The organism is Staphylococcus sp. HMSC069E10 (genome assembly GCF_001809205.1).
Classification (GTDB): Bacteria; Bacillota; Bacilli; order Staphylococcales; family Staphylococcaceae; genus Staphylococcus; species Staphylococcus hominis.
Map to the genome: position 1 here is coordinate 226,594 of NZ_KV796489.1, position 21,681 is coordinate 248,274.

At 32.2% G+C, this 21,681-nt stretch carries 21 protein-coding genes and 1 pseudogene; 20 read left to right on the forward strand and 2 right to left on the reverse strand.

Translation table 11 applies throughout. From position 1 onward, the window contains the following. Positions 1-71 precede the first annotated feature (71 nt). Genes rsgA through HMPREF2561_RS08160 form a run of 3 tightly spaced genes read left to right on the forward strand, consistent with a single transcriptional unit; the run spans position 72 to position 2,237 of the window. Positions 72-947: a ribosome small subunit-dependent GTPase A gene (gene rsgA / locus HMPREF2561_RS08150; RefSeq protein ID WP_070468660.1), complete on the forward strand. Its 876-nt coding sequence runs from the start codon at positions 72-74 to the stop codon at positions 945-947. Beyond that, a complete protein-coding gene (rpe, locus tag HMPREF2561_RS08155) occupies positions 947-1,591 on the forward strand; it encodes a ribulose-phosphate 3-epimerase (RefSeq protein WP_017174575.1) in 645 nt (214 codons plus the stop codon). The genes rsgA and rpe overlap by 1 nt, the downstream gene beginning before the upstream one ends. A gap of 4 nt (positions 1,592-1,595) precedes the next feature. Beyond that, a complete protein-coding gene (locus HMPREF2561_RS08160) occupies positions 1,596-2,237 on the forward strand; it encodes a thiamine diphosphokinase (protein WP_017174576.1) in 642 nt (213 codons plus the stop codon). Positions 2,238-2,288: 51 nt separating this feature from the next. Here HMPREF2561_RS08160 and rpmB read toward each other — a convergent pair whose 3' ends face one another. Further along, positions 2,289-2,477 carry a 50S ribosomal protein L28 gene (rpmB, locus tag HMPREF2561_RS08165; protein WP_002448748.1) on the reverse strand — a complete coding sequence of 63 codons (189 nt, stop codon included), beginning with the start codon at positions 2,475-2,477 and terminating at the stop codon, positions 2,289-2,291. Positions 2,478-2,746: 269 nt separating this feature from the next. On the opposite strand from rpmB, the gene HMPREF2561_RS08170 reads away from it, so the two are divergent. From HMPREF2561_RS08170 to rplS, 17 genes are all read left to right on the forward strand, one after another. After that, positions 2,747-3,121: an Asp23/Gls24 family envelope stress response protein gene (locus HMPREF2561_RS08170; RefSeq protein WP_002448841.1), complete on the forward strand. Its 375-nt coding sequence runs from the start codon at positions 2,747-2,749 to the stop codon at positions 3,119-3,121. A 14-nt stretch (positions 3,122-3,135) separates the two neighbouring features. Beyond that, positions 3,136-4,794 carry a fatty acid kinase catalytic subunit FakA gene (gene fakA, locus HMPREF2561_RS08175; RefSeq protein ID WP_017174577.1) on the forward strand — a complete coding sequence of 553 codons (1,659 nt, stop codon included), beginning with the start codon at positions 3,136-3,138 and terminating at the stop codon, positions 4,792-4,794. A 583-nt stretch (positions 4,795-5,377) separates the two neighbouring features. Further along, positions 5,378-7,429, forward strand: a complete 2,052-nt coding sequence (gene recG, locus HMPREF2561_RS08180) for an ATP-dependent DNA helicase RecG (RefSeq protein ID WP_019835645.1) — start codon at positions 5,378-5,380, stop codon at positions 7,427-7,429. A 138-nt stretch (positions 7,430-7,567) separates the two neighbouring features. Further along, a complete protein-coding gene (gene fapR, locus HMPREF2561_RS08185) occupies positions 7,568-8,137 on the forward strand; it encodes a transcription factor FapR (RefSeq protein ID WP_017174579.1) in 570 nt (189 codons plus the stop codon). After that, complete coding sequence (gene plsX / locus HMPREF2561_RS08190) at positions 8,130-9,116, forward strand: phosphate acyltransferase PlsX (RefSeq protein WP_017174580.1); 987 nt, start codon at positions 8,130-8,132, stop codon at positions 9,114-9,116. Before fapR ends, plsX begins: the two co-directional genes overlap by 8 nt. Next, the gene (gene fabD, locus HMPREF2561_RS08195) at positions 9,109-10,035 is read left to right on the forward strand and encodes an ACP S-malonyltransferase (RefSeq protein WP_017174581.1); all 927 of its coding nucleotides are present in this window, start codon (positions 9,109-9,111) and stop codon (positions 10,033-10,035) included. Before plsX ends, fabD begins: the two co-directional genes overlap by 8 nt. Further along, complete coding sequence (gene fabG, locus HMPREF2561_RS08200; RefSeq protein ID WP_017174582.1) at positions 10,028-10,762, forward strand: 3-oxoacyl-[acyl-carrier-protein] reductase; 735 nt, start codon at positions 10,028-10,030, stop codon at positions 10,760-10,762. Before fabD ends, fabG begins: the two co-directional genes overlap by 8 nt. A gap of 126 nt (positions 10,763-10,888) precedes the next feature. After that, positions 10,889-11,122: an acyl carrier protein gene (locus HMPREF2561_RS08205; RefSeq protein ID WP_001830184.1), complete on the forward strand. Its 234-nt coding sequence runs from the start codon at positions 10,889-10,891 to the stop codon at positions 11,120-11,122. An 81-nt stretch (positions 11,123-11,203) separates the two neighbouring features. Then, positions 11,204-11,935 carry a ribonuclease III gene (gene rnc / locus HMPREF2561_RS08210; protein ID WP_080983423.1) on the forward strand — a complete coding sequence of 244 codons (732 nt, stop codon included), beginning with the start codon at positions 11,204-11,206 and terminating at the stop codon, positions 11,933-11,935. A gap of 69 nt (positions 11,936-12,004) precedes the next feature. Next, positions 12,005-15,574: a chromosome segregation protein SMC gene (smc, locus tag HMPREF2561_RS08215; RefSeq protein ID WP_070468662.1), complete on the forward strand. Its 3,570-nt coding sequence runs from the start codon at positions 12,005-12,007 to the stop codon at positions 15,572-15,574. Beyond that, entirely contained in the window at positions 15,571-16,800 is a 1,230-nt protein-coding gene (gene ftsY / locus HMPREF2561_RS08220) for a signal recognition particle-docking protein FtsY (protein WP_017174584.1), read from the forward strand. The genes smc and ftsY overlap by 4 nt, the downstream gene beginning before the upstream one ends. After that, complete coding sequence (locus HMPREF2561_RS08225) at positions 16,787-17,119, forward strand: putative DNA-binding protein (protein WP_017174585.1); 333 nt, start codon at positions 16,787-16,789, stop codon at positions 17,117-17,119. The genes ftsY and HMPREF2561_RS08225 overlap by 14 nt, the downstream gene beginning before the upstream one ends. Before the next feature lie 20 nt (positions 17,120-17,139). After that, entirely contained in the window at positions 17,140-18,510 is a 1,371-nt protein-coding gene (gene ffh / locus HMPREF2561_RS08230; RefSeq protein ID WP_049382499.1) for a signal recognition particle protein, read from the forward strand. A gap of 261 nt (positions 18,511-18,771) precedes the next feature. Then, entirely contained in the window at positions 18,772-19,047 is a 276-nt protein-coding gene (gene rpsP, locus HMPREF2561_RS08235) for a 30S ribosomal protein S16 (RefSeq protein WP_002448807.1), read from the forward strand. Positions 19,048-19,178: 131 nt separating this feature from the next. Further along, positions 19,179-19,679 carry a ribosome maturation factor RimM gene (gene rimM / locus HMPREF2561_RS08240; protein ID WP_017174586.1) on the forward strand — a complete coding sequence of 167 codons (501 nt, stop codon included), beginning with the start codon at positions 19,179-19,181 and terminating at the stop codon, positions 19,677-19,679. Further along, positions 19,679-20,416 carry a tRNA (guanosine(37)-N1)-methyltransferase TrmD gene (gene trmD / locus HMPREF2561_RS08245; RefSeq protein WP_017174587.1) on the forward strand — a complete coding sequence of 246 codons (738 nt, stop codon included), beginning with the start codon at positions 19,679-19,681 and terminating at the stop codon, positions 20,414-20,416. Before rimM ends, trmD begins: the two co-directional genes overlap by 1 nt. A gap of 104 nt (positions 20,417-20,520) precedes the next feature. Beyond that, complete coding sequence (gene rplS / locus HMPREF2561_RS08250) at positions 20,521-20,871, forward strand: 50S ribosomal protein L19 (protein ID WP_002448843.1); 351 nt, start codon at positions 20,521-20,523, stop codon at positions 20,869-20,871. A gap of 47 nt (positions 20,872-20,918) precedes the next feature. Here the strand turns inward: rplS and HMPREF2561_RS10625 are convergent. Then, a pseudogene (locus HMPREF2561_RS10625) lies at positions 20,919-21,419 on the reverse strand (transposase); the annotation flags it as partial. Positions 21,420-21,681: the final 262 nt, after the last annotated feature.

Genomic DNA, 21,681 nt, shown 5'->3' on the forward strand with positions numbered 1-21,681 from the left:
GAATATATATATTATTAATTCTATGTTTGCTATAATAACGTAAACATAAATACTTAATTTGAGGTGTTAATTTGGAAACAGGACGTATTGTTAAACTAATTAGTGGAGTATATCAAGTAGATGTAGGTGGAAAAAAATATAATACTAAACCTCGTGGTCTTTTTAGAAAGAAAAAATTTTCTCCTGTAGTAGGAGATATCGTTGACTTTGACATTCAAAATGAAGATGAAGGTTATATTCACCACGTGCATGAACGCCACAATGCATTAAAGCGTCCTCCAGTAAGTAATATTGATGGTCTGATTATTGTAATGAGTGCGGTTGAACCTAATTTTTCAACACAATTGTTAGACAGATTTTTAGTGATTGCACATTCTTACAACTTATCTCCTAGTATATTAGTCACTAAAAAAGATATTGCTAGTGAAACGCAAATCAATCATATCGAAACAATACTAAATACATATAAGGAAATAGGATATTCTGTTCAATTTGTAGGTAAAAAAACTGATAAAGTTGATATTGTGAATACTTGGCCCAATGGTCTAATTGTGCTAAGTGGACAATCTGGTGTTGGAAAATCAACATTTATAAATACGTTTAAACCAGAACTAAATCTTGAAACCAATGATATCTCTAAATCACTTAATCGAGGCAAACATACGACAAGACATGTAGAGCTATTTGAAAGAGAAAATGGTTTTATAGCAGATACACCTGGTTTTAGTGCACTTGATTTTGATCATATTGAAAAAGATGATGTAAAGTATTACTTTAAAGAAATTAATACTTTTGGAAATGATTGTAAATTTAGAAATTGTAATCATATTAAAGAACCTAAATGCAATGTTAAACATCAATTAGAAAACAATAATTTAGCACAATTTCGTTATGAACACTATTTACAATTAGTTAATGAAATTTCGAATAGAAAGGTTAGATATTAATGAGACACATTTTTCCTTCTTTATTATCAGTCGATTTTTTGAATTTAAAACATGAAATACAATTATTAGAAGAAGCGGGCGTTGACGGTCTACATTTTGATGTTATGGATGGTCAATTTGTACCTAATATATCAATTGGATTACCCATATTAGATGCAGTAAGATCAACTACACAATTACCAATTGATGTACACCTCATGATTGAGAATCCTGAAAACTATATTGAGACATTTGCAAAACATGGTGCAGACATGATTTCAGTCCATATTGAATCAACCCCTCATATTCATCGTGCTATTCAACTTATCAAAAGTCTAGATAAAAAAGCAGGTGTAGTAATTAATCCTGGCACCCCTGTAGATAGGGTCGTACCTGTTCTTTCCATGGTGGATTATGTTTTAGTAATGACGGTTAATCCTGGTTTCGGTGGACAAACATTTATCGACATGTGTGCTTCAAAAATTAAGTTATTAAATGATTTGAAGTCATCTTTTAATTTAAATTTTAATATTGAAGTCGATGGCGGTATAAATGATAAAACGATAGATATTTGTGCAAAACATGGGGCTAACCTTTTTGTTACAGGTTCATACTTTTTTAACCATGATGATTATAAAACAGTGACTAAAATATTGAGAGGTTGAGATAATGAAAATTAATTTACTATGTGGAGATCGTCATTTACCACCTCATATTTTTTCAAAATTATCAACTGAACCTTGGGGTGGAATAGATCGTGGGACTTTAATTCTTTCTGAACACAGTATTGTACCTGTTTTTTCAGTGGGCGATTTTGACTCCGTCAATGATGAAGAAAGAGAAATTTTAAAAAAAACATTAAATATTCATCCAGTTAAAGCTGAAAAAGATGACACTGATTTAGCATTAGGCGTAGAACAAGCTATTCAAAAGGGATATACAGAAATAGATATCTACGGAGCAACGGGTGGAAGATTAGATCATTTTATGGGAACATTACAAATTCTTTTCAAGTCAGACTATATAAAAAAAGAAATTATAATTAAAGTAATAGATAAGCAAAATGAAATCATGCTACTTAATACCGGAACACATCAACTTCATAAATCTGATAAATATCAATATGTTTCATTTATTCCAGTAAATGGAGAAGTGATATTATCTTTATCTGGGTTTAAATATAATTTAAATCATCAGCACTTAGAAATAGGCTCTACACTGACAATTTCTAATGAAGTCAATCGATCAATGGCAATTATCGAAGTTGAAAAAGGTCAAGTACTGCAAATGAGAAGTAGAGATTTAGAGTAATAAAAAAATGCCTTCACCACATATGAAGGCATTTTTAGTGCATTATATTTATTAAACTCTAGTAACTTTACCAGATTTTAAAGCACGAGCAGAAACCCAAACTTTTTTAGGTTTACCGTCAACTAAAATTCTAACTTTTTGAAGGTTAGCGTTAAATCTGCGTTTGTTCGCATTTAAAGCGTGTGAACGATTATTACCAGTCGTAGCTTTACGACCTGTTACGTAACATTGTTTACCCATCAAAGTACCTCCTTTAATAAATATAAATACACTTAACTACTTATATACTTAAATAAGATACCATATATCAATATTTAAAGCAATAAAATCATATGTAATTTATGTTAATTGTTTTGAAAATGTAAATCTATGGTATAATTAACTATTGTGGAGTTATTATAATATATTTTTATGTAGATTGGCTTATTTATAAAATAGTTATCTTTATCATATATGTATACATCATTTATTAAATATGATTTTAACCATAATTCAGGAGGATAATGAAGATGACATTAGAAATCTTAAATGACTATGGCAAAATTGATATCTCAAATGAGGTCATTGCTTCTGTTGTAGGAAGTAAAGCTGTAGAAAGTTATGGCATTGTTGGCATGGCATCTAGACAACAAGTAAGAGACGGTATTGCTGAAATATTAGGACATGAGAATTATGCTAAAGGCATTGTTGTTAAAGAAGATAATGGTGTGATTGATATAGATATGTACATCATTGTAAGTTATGGTGTCAAAATTTCTGAAGTAGCTAACAATGTACAATCATCAGTAAAATATACACTCGAAAGTTCACTTAATATTAAAGTGAATTCTATTAATATTTTTGTACAAGGTGTAAGACTTAATAACAAGGGCAAGAAGGTATAGGAGGACAAAGCACGATGATTAGCAAAATTAATGGTAAATTATTTGCCGATATGATTATACAAGGGGCACACAATTTATCTAATAATGCAGATTTAGTTGATTCCCTTAATGTATACCCGGTACCTGATGGTGATACAGGAACAAATATGAATTTAACAATTACCTCAGGTCGCGAAGAAGTTGAAAATAATTTATCTCAAAGTATTGGTGAATTAGGTAAAACTTTTTCTAAAGGACTTTTAATGGGAGCACGTGGTAACTCTGGTGTTATTTTATCTCAATTATTTAGAGGATTTTGCAAAAATATTGAAGATGAAAAGGAGATTAATGCTCAACAATTTGCTAGTAGTTTTCAAGCAGGTGTAGATACAGCTTATAAAGCAGTCATGAAACCAGTTGAGGGAACTATTTTGACTGTTGCCAAAGATGCAGCAAGTGCAGCTATGACTAAAGCAGAAGAAACAGATGACTGCATCGAAGTAATGGAATATACAATCGAAAAAGCTGAGCAATCTTTAAATAATACGCCAAATTTATTAGCAGTTTTAAAAGAAGTAGGCGTAGTGGATAGTGGCGGTAAAGGTTTATTATGTGTCTACGAAGGCTTTTTAAAAGGACTAAAAGGCGAAAAAGTTGAAGCTAACAAACAAAAATTAGACACAGAAGATTTGGTTCATGAAGAACATGATTTTCATGGGGTTATTAATACAGAAGATATTAAGTACGGTTATTGTACTGAAATGATGGTACGCTTTGGAAAAGATAAAAAAGAATTTAATGAACAAACATTCAGAAATGATATGAGCGAATTTGGTGATTCATTATTAGTTATTAATGATGATGAAATAGTTAAAGTCCATGTACATACAGAAACACCAGGTGAAGTGTTCAATTATGGACAACAATATGGTGAACTTATTAAATTAAAAGTAGAAAATATGCGTGAACAACATCGTGAAGTAATTAGAAAAGAACAAAGTCATCAACAAGCAACAGCTTCGCAACAACCTAAAACAGTTGAAACAGCAGTAATTGCCATTTCAATGGGTGAAGGTATCTCTGAGTTGTTCACTTCAATGGGTGCGACACACATTATTAGTGGTGGGCAAACAATGAATCCTTCTACAGAGGATATTGTTAAGGTGATTGAACAGTCTGAATGCCAGCGTGCAATTATCTTACCAAATAACAAAAATATTAGAATGTCTAGTGATCAAGCAGCACAACTTGTTAAAGCTGACACAGTAGTCATTCCAACTACATCTATTCCTCAAGGTATTGCAGCACTTTTCCAATATGATGTTGCATCTACGTTAGAAGAAAATGCGTCTCATATGAATACAGCGTTAGAAACAGTTAAATCTGGATCAATTACATTTGCTGTCAGAGATACTAAGATTGATGGTGTAGATATTAAAAAAGATGAATTTATGGGATTAGCTGAAAGTAAAATTGTGACTAGTAATGCAGATGAATTTAAAACTATTACTGGCTTATTAAGTACATTGTTAAATGAAGAAAGTGAAATATTAACAGTGATAACTGGTGAAGATGCACAATCTGATATGACAACTCAATTAGAAGAATGGATAGAAAATGAATATCCAGATGTTGAAATAGAAATCCATAAAGGTGATCAACCAATTTATCCATATTTATTTGCTGTAGAATAAAGTGAGATTTAATAGTGGGAGTGATAACGATGAAATAATTGTCGTTGTCACTCCCCATTTTATATTTAAGAAAAGTATTGAAAAATATGACAATGGAGAGCTTAATTTAATAGATTTTTCAAGACATAATGACCAATCAATATATAGTAAAATAGAAAGATATGCTATCAGTAATGAACTGTAAAATAGAGGAAGATATAACAATTAAGAAGATATCTAATACTCAAAGAGTGATTAAAAATATCATATAATTCAGCAGTAATAATAACTGGGAATATATGTATAAATCGTTCTTGATTTGGACCTTGATGAAATATAAAATATTTCGTACTTCTAAAATTTAAATAAGATGAAGAGCTAATGCAAAATCAATTAAAATAGATTGAAACATTGTAGGATCTCTTTTTATTGGTTAAGTATGATAATTGATATTAGTGTTAAAAGTGAATGTTGTACGTTTATACGTTTAAATGAAGCGAGTGATATTCATTTGTCGAGTGAGCTATAGTAAGATGGTATCACTAAATATTTATAATAAACGTGATAAAATATAAATAAGATTAAAAATATTAGGTGAGAAATAATGTCGAAAGTTAGTTTAATTGAAAGTCCATATCCGCTTCAATCTATAAAAGGACTTGGACCAAAGAGAATTGCTTTACTACATGAATTAAACATTCACACAATAGAAGATTTAGTGTTATATTTACCAACACGTTATGAAGATAATACTGTCGTAGATTTAAACTTAGCTGAAGATCAATCTACTGTGACAGTAGCAGGAGAAATTTATTCTGTACCCACGGTAGCCTTTTTTGGCCGGAATAAATCAAAATTAACTGTCCATTTAATGATTGATAATATCGCAGTTAAATGTGTATTTTTTAATCAACCGTATTTAAAAAAGAAAATTGAGTTAAATCAAATAGTAACAATAAAAGGTAAATGGAATCGTGCTAAACAAGAAATTAATGGCAATCGTATTTTTTTTAATGACACTCATACCTCTACTGAAGAAGTGAGATTAGAACCGGTATATCGACTTAAAGAAGGTATTAAACAAAAACAGATGCGTGATATGATTCATCAATCTCTTAATGATGTCACTATACATGAATGGATTACAGAGGAATTAAGACAAAAGTACAAATTGGAATTACTAGATTATACTATTAAAACGTTACATCTACCTAAAGATAAACAAGCGCTTATGCGTGCGAGACGTACATATGCTTTTACTGAATTATTTATGTTTGAACTACGTATGCAATGGTTAAATCGCTTAGAAAAAGCTTCAGATGAAGCCATTGAAATTAATTATGATATTAATAAAGTAAAGTCATTTATCCAGTCGTTACCTTTTGAATTAACAGATGCACAGAAATCGAGCGTTAATGAAATATTTAGAGATTTGAAAGCGCCAATACGCATGCATCGTTTATTACAAGGTGATGTTGGGTCAGGGAAAACAGTTGTAGCAGCAATTTGTATGTATGCACTCAAAACTGCTGGTTATCAATCTGCACTGATGGTACCTACAGAAATTTTGGCTGAACAACATGCAAACAGTTTAACAGAACTTTTCGGTGACCATATGAATGTGGCTTTATTAACTGGATCGGTAAAAGGAAAAAAAAGACGTGTATTGCTAGAACAATTAGAGAATGGAACGATCGATTGTTTAATTGGTACACATGCATTGATTCAAGATGATGTACAATTTAAAAATGTAGGGTTAGTGATTACTGATGAACAGCATCGTTTTGGTGTGAATCAACGTCAATTACTAAGAGAAAAAGGTGCTATGACCAACGTATTGTTTATGACTGCGACGCCTATACCGAGAACGTTAGCCATTTCAGTATTTGGAGAAATGGATGTGTCCTCAATTAAACAACTACCTAAAGGTCGAAAGCCAATTATTACACATTGGGCGAAACATGAACAGTATGACCAAGTGTTAGCTCAAATGACAAGCGAACTAAAAAAAGGACGCCAAGCCTATGTGATTTGTCCACTAATTGAAAGTTCTGAACATCTAGAAGATGTACAAAATGTTGTTGAACTTTTTGAGTCACTACAAGAATTTTATGGTAAAACACATGTAGGTTTATTACATGGGAAAATGTCAGCAGACGAAAAAGATGATGTAATGGCACGTTTTAGTCATCATGATATTGATATCTTAGTGTCGACAACCGTAGTTGAAGTAGGCGTTAATGTTCCTAATGCTACATTCATGATGATTTATGATGCTGATCGCTTTGGATTATCTACATTACATCAACTTAGAGGTCGTGTTGGACGTAGTGAACATCAAAGTTATTGTGTATTAATTGCATCACCTAAAACAGAAACTGGCATAGAAAGAATGACCATTATGACACAAACTACAGATGGATTTGAATTAAGTGAACGTGACTTAGAAATGAGAGGCCCTGGTGATTTCTTTGGAGTTAAACAAAGCGGGTTACCAGATTTTATGGTTGCTAATATAGTAGAAGATTATCGTATGCTAGAAGTAGCTCGTGATGAGGCTGCAGAACTCATTCAATCCGGGGAGTTCTTTACTGAGAAATATGAACGTTTAAGAGCATTTATCAACGACCATTTACTTAACATAAGTTTTGATTAACATCAGTAAACTGATATTTAATTCAAATTATTTATTATATGAACATGTAATATTTGTTGAGGATAATAAATAGAAAGTGTTATGATATGTGAGGAATGATTAAGACTTGGTACTAAAATATTTAAAGGGGAGGAAAGTATGAAATTAAAAAAAACAGAACGTCGTCATGAGATTAAGAAGGCGATTAATGAAAACCCCTTTATTACGGATAGTGAATTGTGTGAATTATTCAACGTAAGTATTCAAACTATCCGTCTGGATCGCACACAACTTAATATTCCTGAATTACGTAAACGTATTAAATCTGTAGCTAAACAAAATTATGAATATATCAAAGGATTGGAAGCTAATGAAGTGATTGGGGATCTTATTCAAGTTAAACCTAATTATTCTGCCCAATCTATTATAGAAATTACAGAAGAGTATGTGTTTCAAAAAACACGTATTGCACGGGGGCATATTTTATTTGCTCAAGCTAATTCATTATGTGTAGCCCTAATACATAACTCTACTGTGTTAACTCAAGAAAGTAATTTGAAATTTATTGAAAAAGTAAAGTTGCATGATAATGTTAGAGCAGAAGCAACCGTAATCAATAGAACAAATCGACATTATGATATAAAAGTGGAATCTTTTGTAAAAGATACACGCGTTTTTACAGGCATATTTAAAATGTTTTATATAAGTGAGGATGAAAACCATGGTTAAAATTGCTGTAGATATGATGGGTGGCGACAATGCACCAGGAATCGTATTAGAAGCTGTAGAAAAAGCAATCAATGATTTTAAAGATTTAGAAATTATTTTATTTGGTGATGAAAAACAATATACATTAAATCATGAGCGTATAGAGTTTAGACATTGTTCAGAAAAAATTGAGATGGAAGATGAGCCTGTACGTGCCATTAAAAGAAAAAAAGACAGTTCAATGGTACGCATGGCAGAAGCGGTTAAATCTGGTGAGGCAGATGGCTGTGTATCTGCTGGTAATACAGGTGCTTTAATGTCAGCAGGGCTATTTATCGTCGGACGTATTAAAGGCGTAGCTAGACCAGCACTTGTTGTCACATTACCTACTATCGATGGTAAAGGATTTGTCTTTTTAGATGTTGGAGCCAATGCAGATGCAAAACCTGAACACTTATTGCAATATGCACAGCTAGGTAATATTTATGCTCAAAAAATTAGAGGTATTCAACAACCTAAAATATCATTGTTGAATATCGGAACTGAACCAGCAAAAGGAAATGCTTTGACTAAAAAAACATATCAATTATTAAAAGATGAAGCGACTATTCGATTTAATGGAAATATTGAGGCTAAAACATTGATGGAGGGTGACACAGATGTAGTTGTCACTGATGGTTATACTGGAAATATGGTACTAAAAAACATCGAAGGTACTGCTAAATCAATTGGAAAAATGTTAAAAGGTACACTATTAGCTAATTTAAAAAATAAGCTTGCTGCGGCGATATTGAAAAAAGATATCAGTAAGTTTGCGAAAAAATTAGATTATGCAGAATATGGTGGATCTGTTCTTTTAGGGTTAGATGGTACTGTAGTAAAAGCACATGGCAGTTCAAATGCACGTGCATTCTATTCTGCAATTCGACAAGCTAAAATTGCTGGTGATGAACAAATAGTAAAAATTATGAGAGAAACGGTAGGTAGTGACAATGAGTAAAACTGCAATTGTTTTTCCTGGACAAGGTGCACAAAAAGTCGGAATGGCTAAAGATTTATATCAAGTTAATAAAGATGCGACTTCTATTTTAGAATTAGCGCAAACAACGGTTGACTTTGATTTATTAGAAACGATGTTTACAGATAAAGAGGAAAAATTAGGAGAAACTGAGAATACTCAACCTGCATTGTTAACACATAGTATTGCATTACTAAAAGCACTAAACCATATAGATGCTGACTATACAATGGGGCATAGTCTAGGTGAATATTCAAGTTTAGTGGCTGCTGGTGTACTAAAATTTGAAGATGCAGTGAAAATTGTGCGTAAGCGTGGCGAATTAATGACTCAAGCTTTTCCAAATGGTGTAGGAAGTATGGCTGCTGTTTTAGGGCTAAGTTATGAAGAGGTAAATGAAATTTGTAAAGAAATTTCATTTGGAGATCAATTAATTGAACCTGCCAATATTAATGCACCAGGTCAAATCGTTGTATCTGGGCATAAAGCGCTGATTGATAAATTAACTAAAGAAGGAAAATCTTTAGGTGCGAAGCGTGTGATTCCTTTAGCAGTATCAGGTCCTTTCCACTCTTCAATGATGCAAGTAATTGAAGAGAATTTCGCTTCATTTATTGATCAATTCACTTGGAATGATGCTCAATTTCCTATCGTTCAAAATTACAATGCTCATGGAGAAACAAAAGCAGAAACGATTAAACAAAATATGGTGAAACAACTCTATTCACCAGTACAATTTATTAAATCGACAGAATGGTTAATAGACCAAGGTGTGGATCATTTTATTGAAATTGGACCTGGTAAAGTATTATCTGGTTTAATTAAAAAAATTAATCGAGATGTTAAAATTACATCGATTCAAACATTAGAAGATGTGAAAGGATGGAATGAAAATGACTAAAAGTGCATTAGTAACTGGTGCTTCTAGAGGAATTGGACGTAGTATTGCATTGCAATTAGCAGAAGATGGATTCAATGTAGCAGTTAATTACGCGGGTAATAAAGAAAAAGCAGAAGCAGTGGTTAAAGAAATTAAAGAAAAAGGCGTAGAAAGTTTTGCAATACAAGCAAATGTTGCTGAAGGTGATCAAGTCAAAGTTATGATTAAAGAAGTTGTAAATCAATTTGGCTCTTTAGATGTTCTTGTAAACAACGCTGGTATTACAAAAGACAATTTATTAATGCGAATGAAAGAGCAAGAATGGGATGACGTTATTAATACTAACTTAAAAGGGACATTTAATTGTATTCAAAAAGCTACGCCACAAATGTTACGTCAACGTAGCGGTGCTATTATCAATTTATCTAGTATTGTAGCGGCTATGGGTAATCCTGGACAAGCTAATTATGTTGCGACAAAAGCAGGTATTGAAGGACTGACAAAATCAAGTGCACGTGAACTTGCTTCACGTGGTATTACTGTTAATGCAGTTGCGCCTGGGTTTATCGTCTCAGATATGACAAATGCATTAAATGAAGATCTTAAATCACAAATGTTGGAGCAAATTCCATTATCACGTTTTGGAGAAGATAAAGATATTGCCTATGCAGTGTCATTTTTAGCATCTGATCGTGCAAAATATATTACAGGTCAAACGTTATCAGTTAATGGTGGCATGTATATGTAATATATACGTCATGTATTTAAAAGGATAAATAGTCATTATCCTTTTAATAAATACTTGTGTTTTAGCCCTTAAAATGGGAAAATATAATAGTCTATGGATAGACACTTTTAAAGGAGGTGAATCGACGTGGAAAACTTCGATAAAGTAAAAGATATCATCGTTGACCGTTTAGGTGTAGACGCTGATAAAGTAACAGAAGATGCATCTTTCAAAGATGATTTAGGCGCTGACTCACTTGATATCGCTGAATTAGTGATGGAATTAGAAGACGAATTTGGTACTGAAATTCCTGATGAAGAAGCTGAAAAAATCAACACTGTTGGTGATGCAGTTAAATACATCAATAGTCTTGAAAAATAAAAACTTACATCTGAGTCGTCGTCATGATGGCTCAGATTTTTTTCATAGGACATCAATAACATGAACGGAGGTTTATCAATCATGCACCCGAAACAATCAGAAATGATTAAAGATTTTCAATATCAATTTGATAAAAAAATGAAGATGCTTGGTCTTAGTTATACTCATTTAGATGTGTACCAACAAGCGTTTTCGCACTCTAGCTTTATTAATGATTTTAATATGGATCGATTAGCTCATAACGAGCGTTTAGAATTTTTAGGAGATGCGGTATTAGAATTGACGGTTTCACGTTACCTTTTTGACAAATATCCTAATTTACCAGAAGGAAATTTAACTAAAATGAGAGCGACAATCGTATGTGAACCCTCACTTGTAATATTTGCAAATAAAATTGAATTAAATCAACTCATTTTACTTGGAAAAGGTGAAGAAAAAACAGGTGGTAGATCAAGACCTTCATTAGTATCAGATGCTTTTGAAGCGTTTATTGGGGCTTTATACTTAGACCAAGGCTTAGAAGTAGTCTGGAAGTTTGCTCAAAAAGTCATTTTTCCTTATGTAGAACATAATGAATTAATTGGCGTGGTCGATTTTAAAACACAATTCCAAGAATATATTCATAGTCAAAGTAAAGGGGATGTGACGTATCATTTGATTAAAGAAGAAGGTCCAGCACACCATCGCTTATTTACATCTGAAGTGATTTTAGAAAATAAAGCAATCGCAAAAGGACAAGGCAGAACAAAAAAAGAATCTGAACAAAAAGCAGCTGAAAGTGCTTATCATAAGTTAAGAGATGAGAACAAATAATAATGAACGCATTTCATATATTATCTTCTTTTCAACAAGAATGAGTATGAATGAATTAAGGAGAAGAGTATGGTTTATTTGAAATCTATAGATACCATTGGCTTTAAGTCATTTGCAGATCGTACGAATGTACAGTTCGATAAAGGTGTGACAGCAATTGTTGGTCCAAATGGTAGTGGGAAAAGTAATATTACTGATGCGATTAAATGGGTTTTAGGAGAACAATCTGCTAAGTCGCTTCGTGGCTCTAAAATGGAAGATATTATTTTCTCAGGGGCAGAACATCGTCAAGCACAAAATTATGCAGAAGTACAATTAAAATTAGATAATTCTACAAGAGAATTGCAGATTGAGGCTGATGATGTGATTGTAACACGTCGTCTTTATCGTAGTGGAGAAAGCGAATATTATTTAAATAATGATAGGGCACGTCTACGCGATATTACAGAGTTATTTTTAGATTCTGGTCTAGGAAAAGAAGCGTTTAGTATTATTTCACAAGGTAGAGTAGATGAAATTTTAAATGCTAAACCTGTTGACCGACGTCAAATCATAGAAGAATCAGCGGGTGTTTTAAAGTATAAAAAAAGAAAAACGGAATCTTTACAAAAGCTTGGTCATACAGAAGATAATCTATCTCGAGTAGAGGATATTTTATATGATTTAGAAGGGCGTGTTGAACCTCTAAAAGCAGAAGCATCTATTGCTAAAGAATACTTACAATTATCAAAAGAGATGGAGCATAGTGATGTTGTTGTAACTGTACACGATATTAATCAATATGATGAAGAGAATCGTCAACTCGATGAACGATTGAATCATCTAAAAAGCCAACAAGCTGAAAAAGAAGGTCAACAAGCTCAATTAAATCAATATTTACAAAAACAAAAAACGCAACGTCAAAAACTTGAAAGAGATACCGACCATACTAATATAGATTTAATTACTACAACTGAGGAATATGAAAAATTTATTGGAAAATTAAATGTACTTGAAGAGCGAAAAAGAAATCAATCAGAAACGAATGCACGATTTGAAGAAGAATTAGATAATTTACAGTATGAATTAAAGAATGTTCAAGATGAAAGAGAACTTTCTGTAGAACAAGTATCTAAACTTAAAAAACAGCATCAATTGCTTAATAAAGAGATTAAACAGTTAGAATCAAAACTTAATCTTACAGATGCACAACATGATGAAAAATTAGAAACTATTAAAAATGAATATTATGAATTAATGTCCGAGCAATCTGAAGTGAATAATGATATTCGTTTTTTAGAACGTACTATTCAAGAAAATGAAACCAAAAAAACACGTCTCGATGCAAGATTAATAGAAGTATTTGATCAACTTAAACATATTCAAAATGACATACATCAAACAGAACAAGCGCATACTACTACATCACAAAAAATGAACATAACAGAGAAAGACATGCGTGACGTTGAAGATCGTTTATCTGAAGCAAAACGTATAGAAGCGACATATGAAGATAAGTTATATCAAGCTTATCGATATACTGATAAAATGCGCGTGCGTATGGAAAGTTTAGAAACACAAGCAGAAGACTATTCCTACTTTTTTAATGGAGTAAAACATATATTAAAAGCAAAAGAGAATACTTTAAGTGGTATTCATGGTGCAGTAGCTGAAGTCATCAAGGTACCATCAAAATTGACACAAGCGATTGAAACAGCGTTAGGAGCCTCATTACAACACATTATTGTAAATAATGAAAAAGATGGTCGCCAAGCGATAAAATTTTTAAAACAACGAGGATTAGGAAGAGCAACATTTTTACCACTAAATGTAATTAGAGCAAGAAGTTTATCTCATCATATTCAAAATGTAGCTCGAAATTTTGATGGTTTTATTAATATTGCATCGGAAGCGGTTGAAGTTAATCAAACGTATCAAGCTGTGATAGATAATTTGATGGGTACTACAATTATAGTGGAGAATCTTAAAATTGCGAATGAACTTGCAAGAGCGATTCAATATAAAGCGCGAATCGTTACCTTAGAAGGAGATATCGTTAATCCAGGAGGAGCAATGACAGGTGGCGGAATGCGTCAATCAAAAAGTATTTTAGCTCAAAAAGATGAATTGGCAACAATGAAAACACAATTAAACGACTACGAAGAGAAAACAAAAGAATTCGAACAACAATTGCAAAAGCAAAAAGAGAAAGTTGAGACATTAAGTAATAAGTATGTAGATTTAAGCCAACAATATCATCAATTAAAAGATACCGCTCACGAAGAAACATTGACTTTAGATCGATTGAAAAAACAAGAAACACATATAAAAAGTGAACATGAAGAATTTGAATTTGAGAAAAATGATGGCTATCAAAGTGAAAAAAGTCGTCATACATTAAAGCAACAACAATTGCGTTTATCTGAAATTCAAGAGCAACTAAAACAACTTGAAAATGACATAGAGGTATATTCAAAACTCTCTAAAGAAGGTAAAGAAAATGTATCGCAAGTTGAAAAAGAATTAAATCAAAAACGTTCTGATGTTGCAGTCGTTAAAGAAAAAATAAGTCATCAAACTATGTCATTGGAAAGAATAGATAAGCAACTTGCACAAATTAACCAACAAATCATTGCAACTAAAGAGAAAATAGAATTATTTAATTCTGACGATATGATGGGCGAAAAAGCATTTCAACAACTTCAATCAAGTATCCAAGATAAAGCGTCTCAACGTGATAAATTAAAACAAAAACTTGATACTTTAAAAGAACAGAAAGATTCTATAAATGAAGATATTGAAATTCATGAGTACAAACTCGAACAATGCCATCAAGATTTATTATCTATTGAAAGTTTTTATCAAGATATTAAGGCCCAACAGTCTAAATTAGATGTTCTTATTAATCACGCAATGAATCATTTAAATGAAACGTATCATCTTACACTTGAACGTGCGAGAGAAACTTATCAATCAGATGTTCCAATAGAAACATTAAGAAAAAAAGTAAAATTAACTAAGATGTCAATTGAAGAATTAGGTTCAGTTAATGTTAATGCTATTGAACAATTTGAAGAATTAAATGAACGTTATACATTTTTGAATGAACAGAGAAATGATTTAAGAGAAGCAAAACAGACTTTAGAACAAATCATTGATGAAATGGATCAAGAAGTAAAAGATCGTTTCAAAGCTACATTTTTTGAAGTACAAGATTATTTCACAACTGTCTTTCAATCACTTTTTGGTGGTGGTCATGCCAAGTTAGAGCTTACGGATGATGATTACTTGTCTGCAGGAGTAGATATTATTGTTCAACCACCAGGTAAAAAATTACAAAATCTTTCTTTATTAAGTGGTGGCGAACGCGCATTAAGTGCTATTGCATTACTGTTTGCTATTTTAAAAGTAAGATCAGCACCATTTGTTATACTAGACGAAGTGGAAGCAGCTTTGGATGAAGCTAATGTTATTCGTTACGCACAATTTTTAAATGATTTATCGGAAAAAACACAGTTTATTGTCATTACGCATAGAAAAGGTACCATGGAGTATTCGGATCGTTTATATGGTGTTACAATGCAAGAGTCAGGCGTTTCAAAATTAGTAAGTGTAAATTTAAATACAATAGATGAGGTTATGAAGGAGGAAAATGCATGAGTTTTTTCAAACGACTAAAAGATAAATTTTCTACAAAGTCGACTGAAGATATTGAAAAGGAATTAACGGAAGATGAGGAATTAGATCAACCATCAACAAAAGACAATGAACAAGAAAATGAAGAACCTGCACCAAAAAAGAAAAAACCACGTAAATTAAGCGAAGCTGACTTTGACGAAGATGGGTTAATTTCAATTGAAGATTTTGAAGAAATTGAAGCTCAAAAAATGGGAGCGAAGTTTAAAGCAGGTTTAGAAAAATCAAGAGAAAACTTCCAGGAGCAATTAAATAACTTGATTGCACGTTATAGAACTGTAGATGAAGATTTCTTCGAAGCTTTAGAAGAAATGTTGATTACTGCGGATGTAGGTTTCAATACGGTTATGCAATTAACGGATGAATTACGTACAGAAGCACAACGTCGTAATATCAAAGAAACTGAAGGTTTAAGAGAAGTTATCGTTGAAAAAATTGTAGAAATTTATCACCAAGAAGATGATCATTCAGAAGCAATGAATATCGAAGATGGCCGATTAAATGTCATTTTAATGGTTGGGGTCAATGGTGTAGGTAAAACTACAACGATTGGTAAATTGGCACATCGTTATAAAATGGAAGGTAAAAAAGTTATGTTGGCTGCTGGTGATACTTTCAGAGCAGGTGCAATTGAACAATTACAAGTTTGGGGCGATCGTGTAGGCGTAGAGGTAATCAGACAAAGCGAAGGTTCTGATCCTGCAGCAGTGGTTTATGATGCAATCAATGCGGCTAAGAATAAAGATGTAGATATATTAATTTGTGATACAGCAGGTCGTTTACAAAATAAATCAAACTTAATGCAAGAATTGGACAAAATGAAACGAGTCATTAGTCGTGCTGTTCCAGATGCACCACATGAAGCATTATTATGTTTAGACGCAACCACTGGTCAAAATGCACTATCACAAGCACGTTCATTCAAAGAAGTAACCAACGTTTCAGGGATTGTGCTCACTAAATTAGATGGCACAGCAAAAGGTGGTATTGTACTTGCTATTCGAAACGAATTGCATATTCCAGTAAAATACGTTGGTTTAGGTGAAAAACTAGATGATTTACAACCATTTAATCCTGAAAGTTATGTATATGGATTGTTTGCTGATATGATTGAGCAAAATGATAATATCCCTGATGAAATGCAAAGCTTAACAGATAATAATGAGGAACACCAAAATGGGGAAAAATGATTTAGTTAAAACGTTAAGAATGAATTATCTATTTGATTTTTACCATTCTTTGCTTACTGAAAAACAAAAGAATTATCTTGAGTTATTTTATCTAAATGATTACTCATTAAGTGAAATTGCTGAAACGTTTAAAGTGAGTAGACAAGCGGTTTATGATAATATAAGAAGAACTGGCGATTTAGTAGAAGACTATGAAACTAAATTAAAGTTATATGAGAAATTTGAACAACGTCAAATGATTTATAACGAAATGAAACAATCTATTCATGATACTAAAAAACTGGAACATTTAATCCAAAAATTAGAAGAACTAGAATAATTTATAAGGAGGTTGTTAATATGGCATTTGAAGGATTATCCGATCGTTTACAAGCCACGATGCAAAAAATTCGCGGTAAAGGTAAAGTAACAGAAGCGGATATTAAAACAATGATGCGTGAAGTTAGATTAGCATTGTTAGAAGCCGATGTTAACTTCAAGGTAGTCAAAGACTTCGTTAAAACAGTTTCCGAACGTGCTTTGGGATCAGACGTTATGCAGTCTTTAACACCTGGACAACAAGTTATAAAAATAGTACAAGATGAATTAACACAATTAATGGGTGGAGAAAATACATCTATTAAAATGGCTAATAAGCCACCCACAGTTGTAATGATGGTTGGTTTACAAGGGGCAGGTAAAACAACTACCGCTGGTAAATTGGCATTGTTAATGCGTAAAAAATATAATAAAAAGCCAATGTTAGTAGCAGCCGACATATATCGTCCAGCTGCGATTAATCAATTACAAACAGTAGGTAAACAACTTGATGTACCTGTTTATAGTGAAGGTGATCAAGTTAAACCACAACAAATTGTAGATAACGCATTAAGATATGCTAAAGAAGAACATTTGGACTTTGTAATTATCGATACTGCGGGACGTTTACACATTGATGAAACATTAATGAATGAATTAGCTGATGTTAAAGAAATCTCAAAACCAGATGAAATTATGCTTGTTGTAGATGCAATGACAGGACAAGATGCTGTGAACGTTGCGCAATCATTTGATGAGCAATTGGATGTCACTGGTGTGACTTTAACTAAATTAGACGGAGATACTCGTGGTGGTGCGGCACTTTCTATTCGTGCAGTAACACATAAACCAATTAAATTTGTTGGTATGAGTGAAAAAATGGATGGTTTAGAATTATTCCATCCAGAGCGTATGGCATCTCGTATACTAGGTATGGGTGACGTATTAAGTCTTATTGAAAAAGCGCAACAAGATGTGGACCAAGAAAAAGCTAAAGATTTAGAAAAGAAAATGCGTGAGTCTTCATTTACATTAGATGACTTCTTAGAACAATTGGATCAAGTGAAGAATTTAGGACCACTGGATGATATTATGAAAATGATTCCAGGTATGAATAAAATGAAAGGTTTAGATAAGCTAAATATGAGCGATAAACAAATTGACCATATTAAAGCTATTATTCAATCAATGACACCTAATGAAAGACAAGATCCAGCAATTTTAAATGTTTCAAGAAAGAAACGTATAGCAAAAGGCTCAGGCCGTTCATTGCAGGAAGTGAATCGTTTAATGAAACAATTTAATGATATGAAAAAAATGATGAAACAATTTACGGGTAATGGTCGTAAAGGTAAAAAAGGTAAACGTAACCAAATGGAAAATATGTTAAAAGGCATGAATTTACCATTCTAAAAAGTAATGAAAGCGGAATAACATCCTAAGTGTTATTCCGCTTTTTCATAAATAAGTAAAGGAATGCATGTACATTGGCACATGCATAACCAAAATGAATAAAGGTAAGCTCTAGTTAAAGCTAGTACATAATCAAATCTACAATTTATTTCATAAATCTAGATTTGGTAAAGAAAAAAGTCTTTACAAAGTTGGAGGTTCCTGTTATTATTATTTCTTGTAGAAAATAAAAATTAAAAGATTTAAAGGAGAGTTTTATAAATGGCAGTTAAAATTCGCTTAACTCGTTTAGGTTCAAAAAGAAATCCATTCTATCGTATCGTTGTAGCTGATGCGCGTTCACCACGTGATGGTCGTATCATCGAACAAATCGGTACTTACAATCCAGCAAGTGTAAATGCACCAGAAGTTAAAATCGATGAAGAATTAGCTTTAAAATGGCTAAAAGACGGTGCAAAACCAACTGATACTGTTCACAATATCTTATCAAAACAAGGTATTTTAAAAACATTTGATGAACAAAAACGTTCAAAATAATTGATAATAATATCAATATCATATAATAACAGGTCTGTGGCATAAGGTATGTCACAGGCTTTTATTATATTCTCACTTTATAAGAAACATGTTAATATGTATAAATAAACGACTATGTAAGGAGGATAAGGATGCAAGTAGAAGTAGGACAAATTGTAAATACACATGGGATTAAAGGAGAAGTAAAAGTAAAATCTAATTCTGATTTTACTGATACACGTTTTCAACCTGGAGAAGTCCTTATCGTGAATCACCACCATAATGAAATAGAAATGACTATTACATCATATCGTATACATAAAGGATTTCACATGCTTAAATTTGAAGGTATTAATAATATTAATGACGTCGAACAATATAAAGGCGACTACTTATTCCAAGAACGTGATCATGAGGATATTGAATTGAATGAAAACGAATTTTACTATTCTGATATTATTGGGTGTACGGTTTTTAATAACGATACACCAATTGGAAGAGTCATTAATATTTTTGAAACAGGTGCCAATGATGTATGGGTTGTTAAAGGTGACAAAGAATACCTTATTCCATATATAGCAGATGTCGTTAAAGAAGTAGATGTTGAACATAAAACAATTCGTATTACGCCAATGGAAGGATTATTAGAATAATGAAAATAGATTACCTAACATTATTTCCAGAAATGTTCGACGGCGTTCTAAATCATTCGATTTTGAAGCGTGCGCAAGATAAAAATATTATTGAAGTTAATACTGTAAACTTTAGAGATTACGCTGAAAATAAACATAATCAAGTGGATGATTATCCGTATGGTGGCGGTCAAGGAATGGTTTTAAAACCAGAACCAGTGTTTAATGCAATGAAAGATTTAAAACGTACTGATAAAACGCGTGTCATTCTCATGTGTCCTCAAGGACGACCATTCTCTCAAGCAATTGCTGAAGAATTGAGTGAAGCGGAACATATTGTATTTATTTGTGGACACTACGAAGGATATGACGAAAGAATTAGAGAAAATTTAGTAACCGATGAAATTTCAATGGGGGATTATGTATTGACTGGTGGAGAATTACCAGCTATGACTATGACTGATGCTATCGTTAGATTAATTCCTGGAGTACTTGGTAATGAACAATCCCATCAAGATGATTCTTTCTCCGATGGTTTACTTGAATTCCCGCAATATACACGTCCAAGAGAATATAAAGGTATGACTGTACCTGACGTATTGTTATCTGGAAATCATGCAAATATAGAAAAATGGCGACATGAACAAAAATTAATACGTACTTTGCATAAACGTCCGGACTTACTAGAAAAGTATCAATTAAGTGACAAGGATAAAGAATTTTTAGAAAGCTATAAAAACCAATTGAAAAACAACTAGGAGTATGCTAATATATATCAAGTGTGAAAAGACACTAAAAATCACTATGATCCGCTGCTATATGAATGTCTAGGCAAGAACATAGGTTGAAGGAGAGTATAAAAATGAGTAATCATAAGTTAATCGAAGCAGTTACAAAATCACAATTACGCACAGACTTACCAACTTTCCGTACTGGTGACACTTTACGTGTACACGTACGTATCGTCGAAGGTTCACGTGAACGTATCCAAGTTTTCGAAGGTGTTGTAATTAAACGCCGCGGTGGAGGAATTTCTGAAACTTTCACAGTTCGTAAAATTTCTTCAGGTGTAGGTGTGGAACGTACATTCCCATTACACACTCCAAAAATCGAAAAAATCGAAGTTAAACGTCGCGGTAAAGTACGTCGTGCTAAATTATACTACTTACGTAGTTTACGTGGTAAAGCTGCAAGAATTCAAGAAATTCGCTAATCAGTATATAGAAAACTATACTAAAAAATGGGTAAGTTAATACGCAATTAAAAAAGAGTCTTGGATATAAAGTTCCAAGATAAGTAAAAAAAGACAATTTCTATTGAAATAATATAGAAATTGTCTTTTTTATAATTTTTGTGATTATTTTCTGCTCATTGAGCTGTTACTTTTCTTATATTAAGTGTCATTAGCTCAAATCCTAGTTCTCTTTTGTCTTTATTTATCCCTCGAACGGACATTCGAGTGAAACTCAAAATAGCCTTTATAAATCTAAAAACAGACGCCACATCAATTTTTCTTTGACTATAAATGGTTTTTGTTTTTGAAAGCTTTTTATTAATTTGCGCTTTAAAATATTCCCAATTATAATTCTTCATTACTTTTTTATTTGTTTTTGAATTGAAGTTCATACATGGGTGTTTCAGAGGACATTCTGAATCATCATCACATTCATATAATTTAAAGTCTCGTTTAAAGCTATATTTATCATGGTGATAGGTATATTTTTTAAATCCTAGTCTTTTATTGTTCGTATAAATAAATTCAGTCTTAGTATTTATTTATACAATATCATTTATGGGAGTGAGAACTGAAATTGCCATTGGTAGAGTAAGATGAATCATATTATAATCTTTATACATAAGACATCTCGTTGATTTAGTTTAGTGATGTTTATTAAATTGTACGAATATGCCTTATTTTCTTAAGTATTTCAATGTAAAATTACATATAAATACAAAATATTTTGGCAAGACTCTTGAGAGAATAGGACAAGCTGAAGACTGCAGGCTGAAGCTATTCCCTAAA

Bases quoted from the DNA above. Each gene is read 5' to 3' on its own strand.
- rpe (WP_017174575.1), top strand. From the start codon at position 947: ATGAGACACATTTTTCCTTCTTTATTATCAGTCGATTTTTTGAATTTA.
- HMPREF2561_RS08160 (WP_017174576.1), top strand. From the start codon at position 1,596: ATGAAAATTAATTTACTATGTGGAGATCGTCATTTACCACCTCATATT.
- rpmB (WP_002448748.1), bottom strand. From the start codon at position 2,477: ATGGGTAAACAATGTTACGTAACAGGTCGTAAAGCTACGACTGGTAAT.
- HMPREF2561_RS08170 (WP_002448841.1), top strand. From the start codon at position 2,747: ATGACATTAGAAATCTTAAATGACTATGGCAAAATTGATATCTCAAAT.
- fakA (WP_017174577.1), top strand. From the start codon at position 3,136: ATGATTAGCAAAATTAATGGTAAATTATTTGCCGATATGATTATACAA.
- recG (WP_019835645.1), top strand. From the start codon at position 5,378: ATGTCGAAAGTTAGTTTAATTGAAAGTCCATATCCGCTTCAATCTATA.
- fapR (WP_017174579.1), top strand. From the start codon at position 7,568: ATGAAATTAAAAAAAACAGAACGTCGTCATGAGATTAAGAAGGCGATT.
- plsX (WP_017174580.1), top strand. From the start codon at position 8,130: ATGGTTAAAATTGCTGTAGATATGATGGGTGGCGACAATGCACCAGGA.
- fabD (WP_017174581.1), top strand. From the start codon at position 9,109: ATGAGTAAAACTGCAATTGTTTTTCCTGGACAAGGTGCACAAAAAGTC.
- fabG (WP_017174582.1), top strand. From the start codon at position 10,028: ATGACTAAAAGTGCATTAGTAACTGGTGCTTCTAGAGGAATTGGACGT.
- rnc (WP_080983423.1), top strand. From the start codon at position 11,204: ATGCACCCGAAACAATCAGAAATGATTAAAGATTTTCAATATCAATTT.
- smc (WP_070468662.1), top strand. From the start codon at position 12,005: ATGGTTTATTTGAAATCTATAGATACCATTGGCTTTAAGTCATTTGCA.
- ftsY (WP_017174584.1), top strand. From the start codon at position 15,571: ATGAGTTTTTTCAAACGACTAAAAGATAAATTTTCTACAAAGTCGACT.
- HMPREF2561_RS08225 (WP_017174585.1), top strand. From the start codon at position 16,787: ATGGGGAAAAATGATTTAGTTAAAACGTTAAGAATGAATTATCTATTT.
- ffh (WP_049382499.1), top strand. From the start codon at position 17,140: ATGGCATTTGAAGGATTATCCGATCGTTTACAAGCCACGATGCAAAAA.
- rpsP (WP_002448807.1), top strand. From the start codon at position 18,772: ATGGCAGTTAAAATTCGCTTAACTCGTTTAGGTTCAAAAAGAAATCCA.
- rimM (WP_017174586.1), top strand. From the start codon at position 19,179: ATGCAAGTAGAAGTAGGACAAATTGTAAATACACATGGGATTAAAGGA.
- trmD (WP_017174587.1), top strand. From the start codon at position 19,679: ATGAAAATAGATTACCTAACATTATTTCCAGAAATGTTCGACGGCGTT.
- rplS (WP_002448843.1), top strand. From the start codon at position 20,521: ATGAGTAATCATAAGTTAATCGAAGCAGTTACAAAATCACAATTACGC.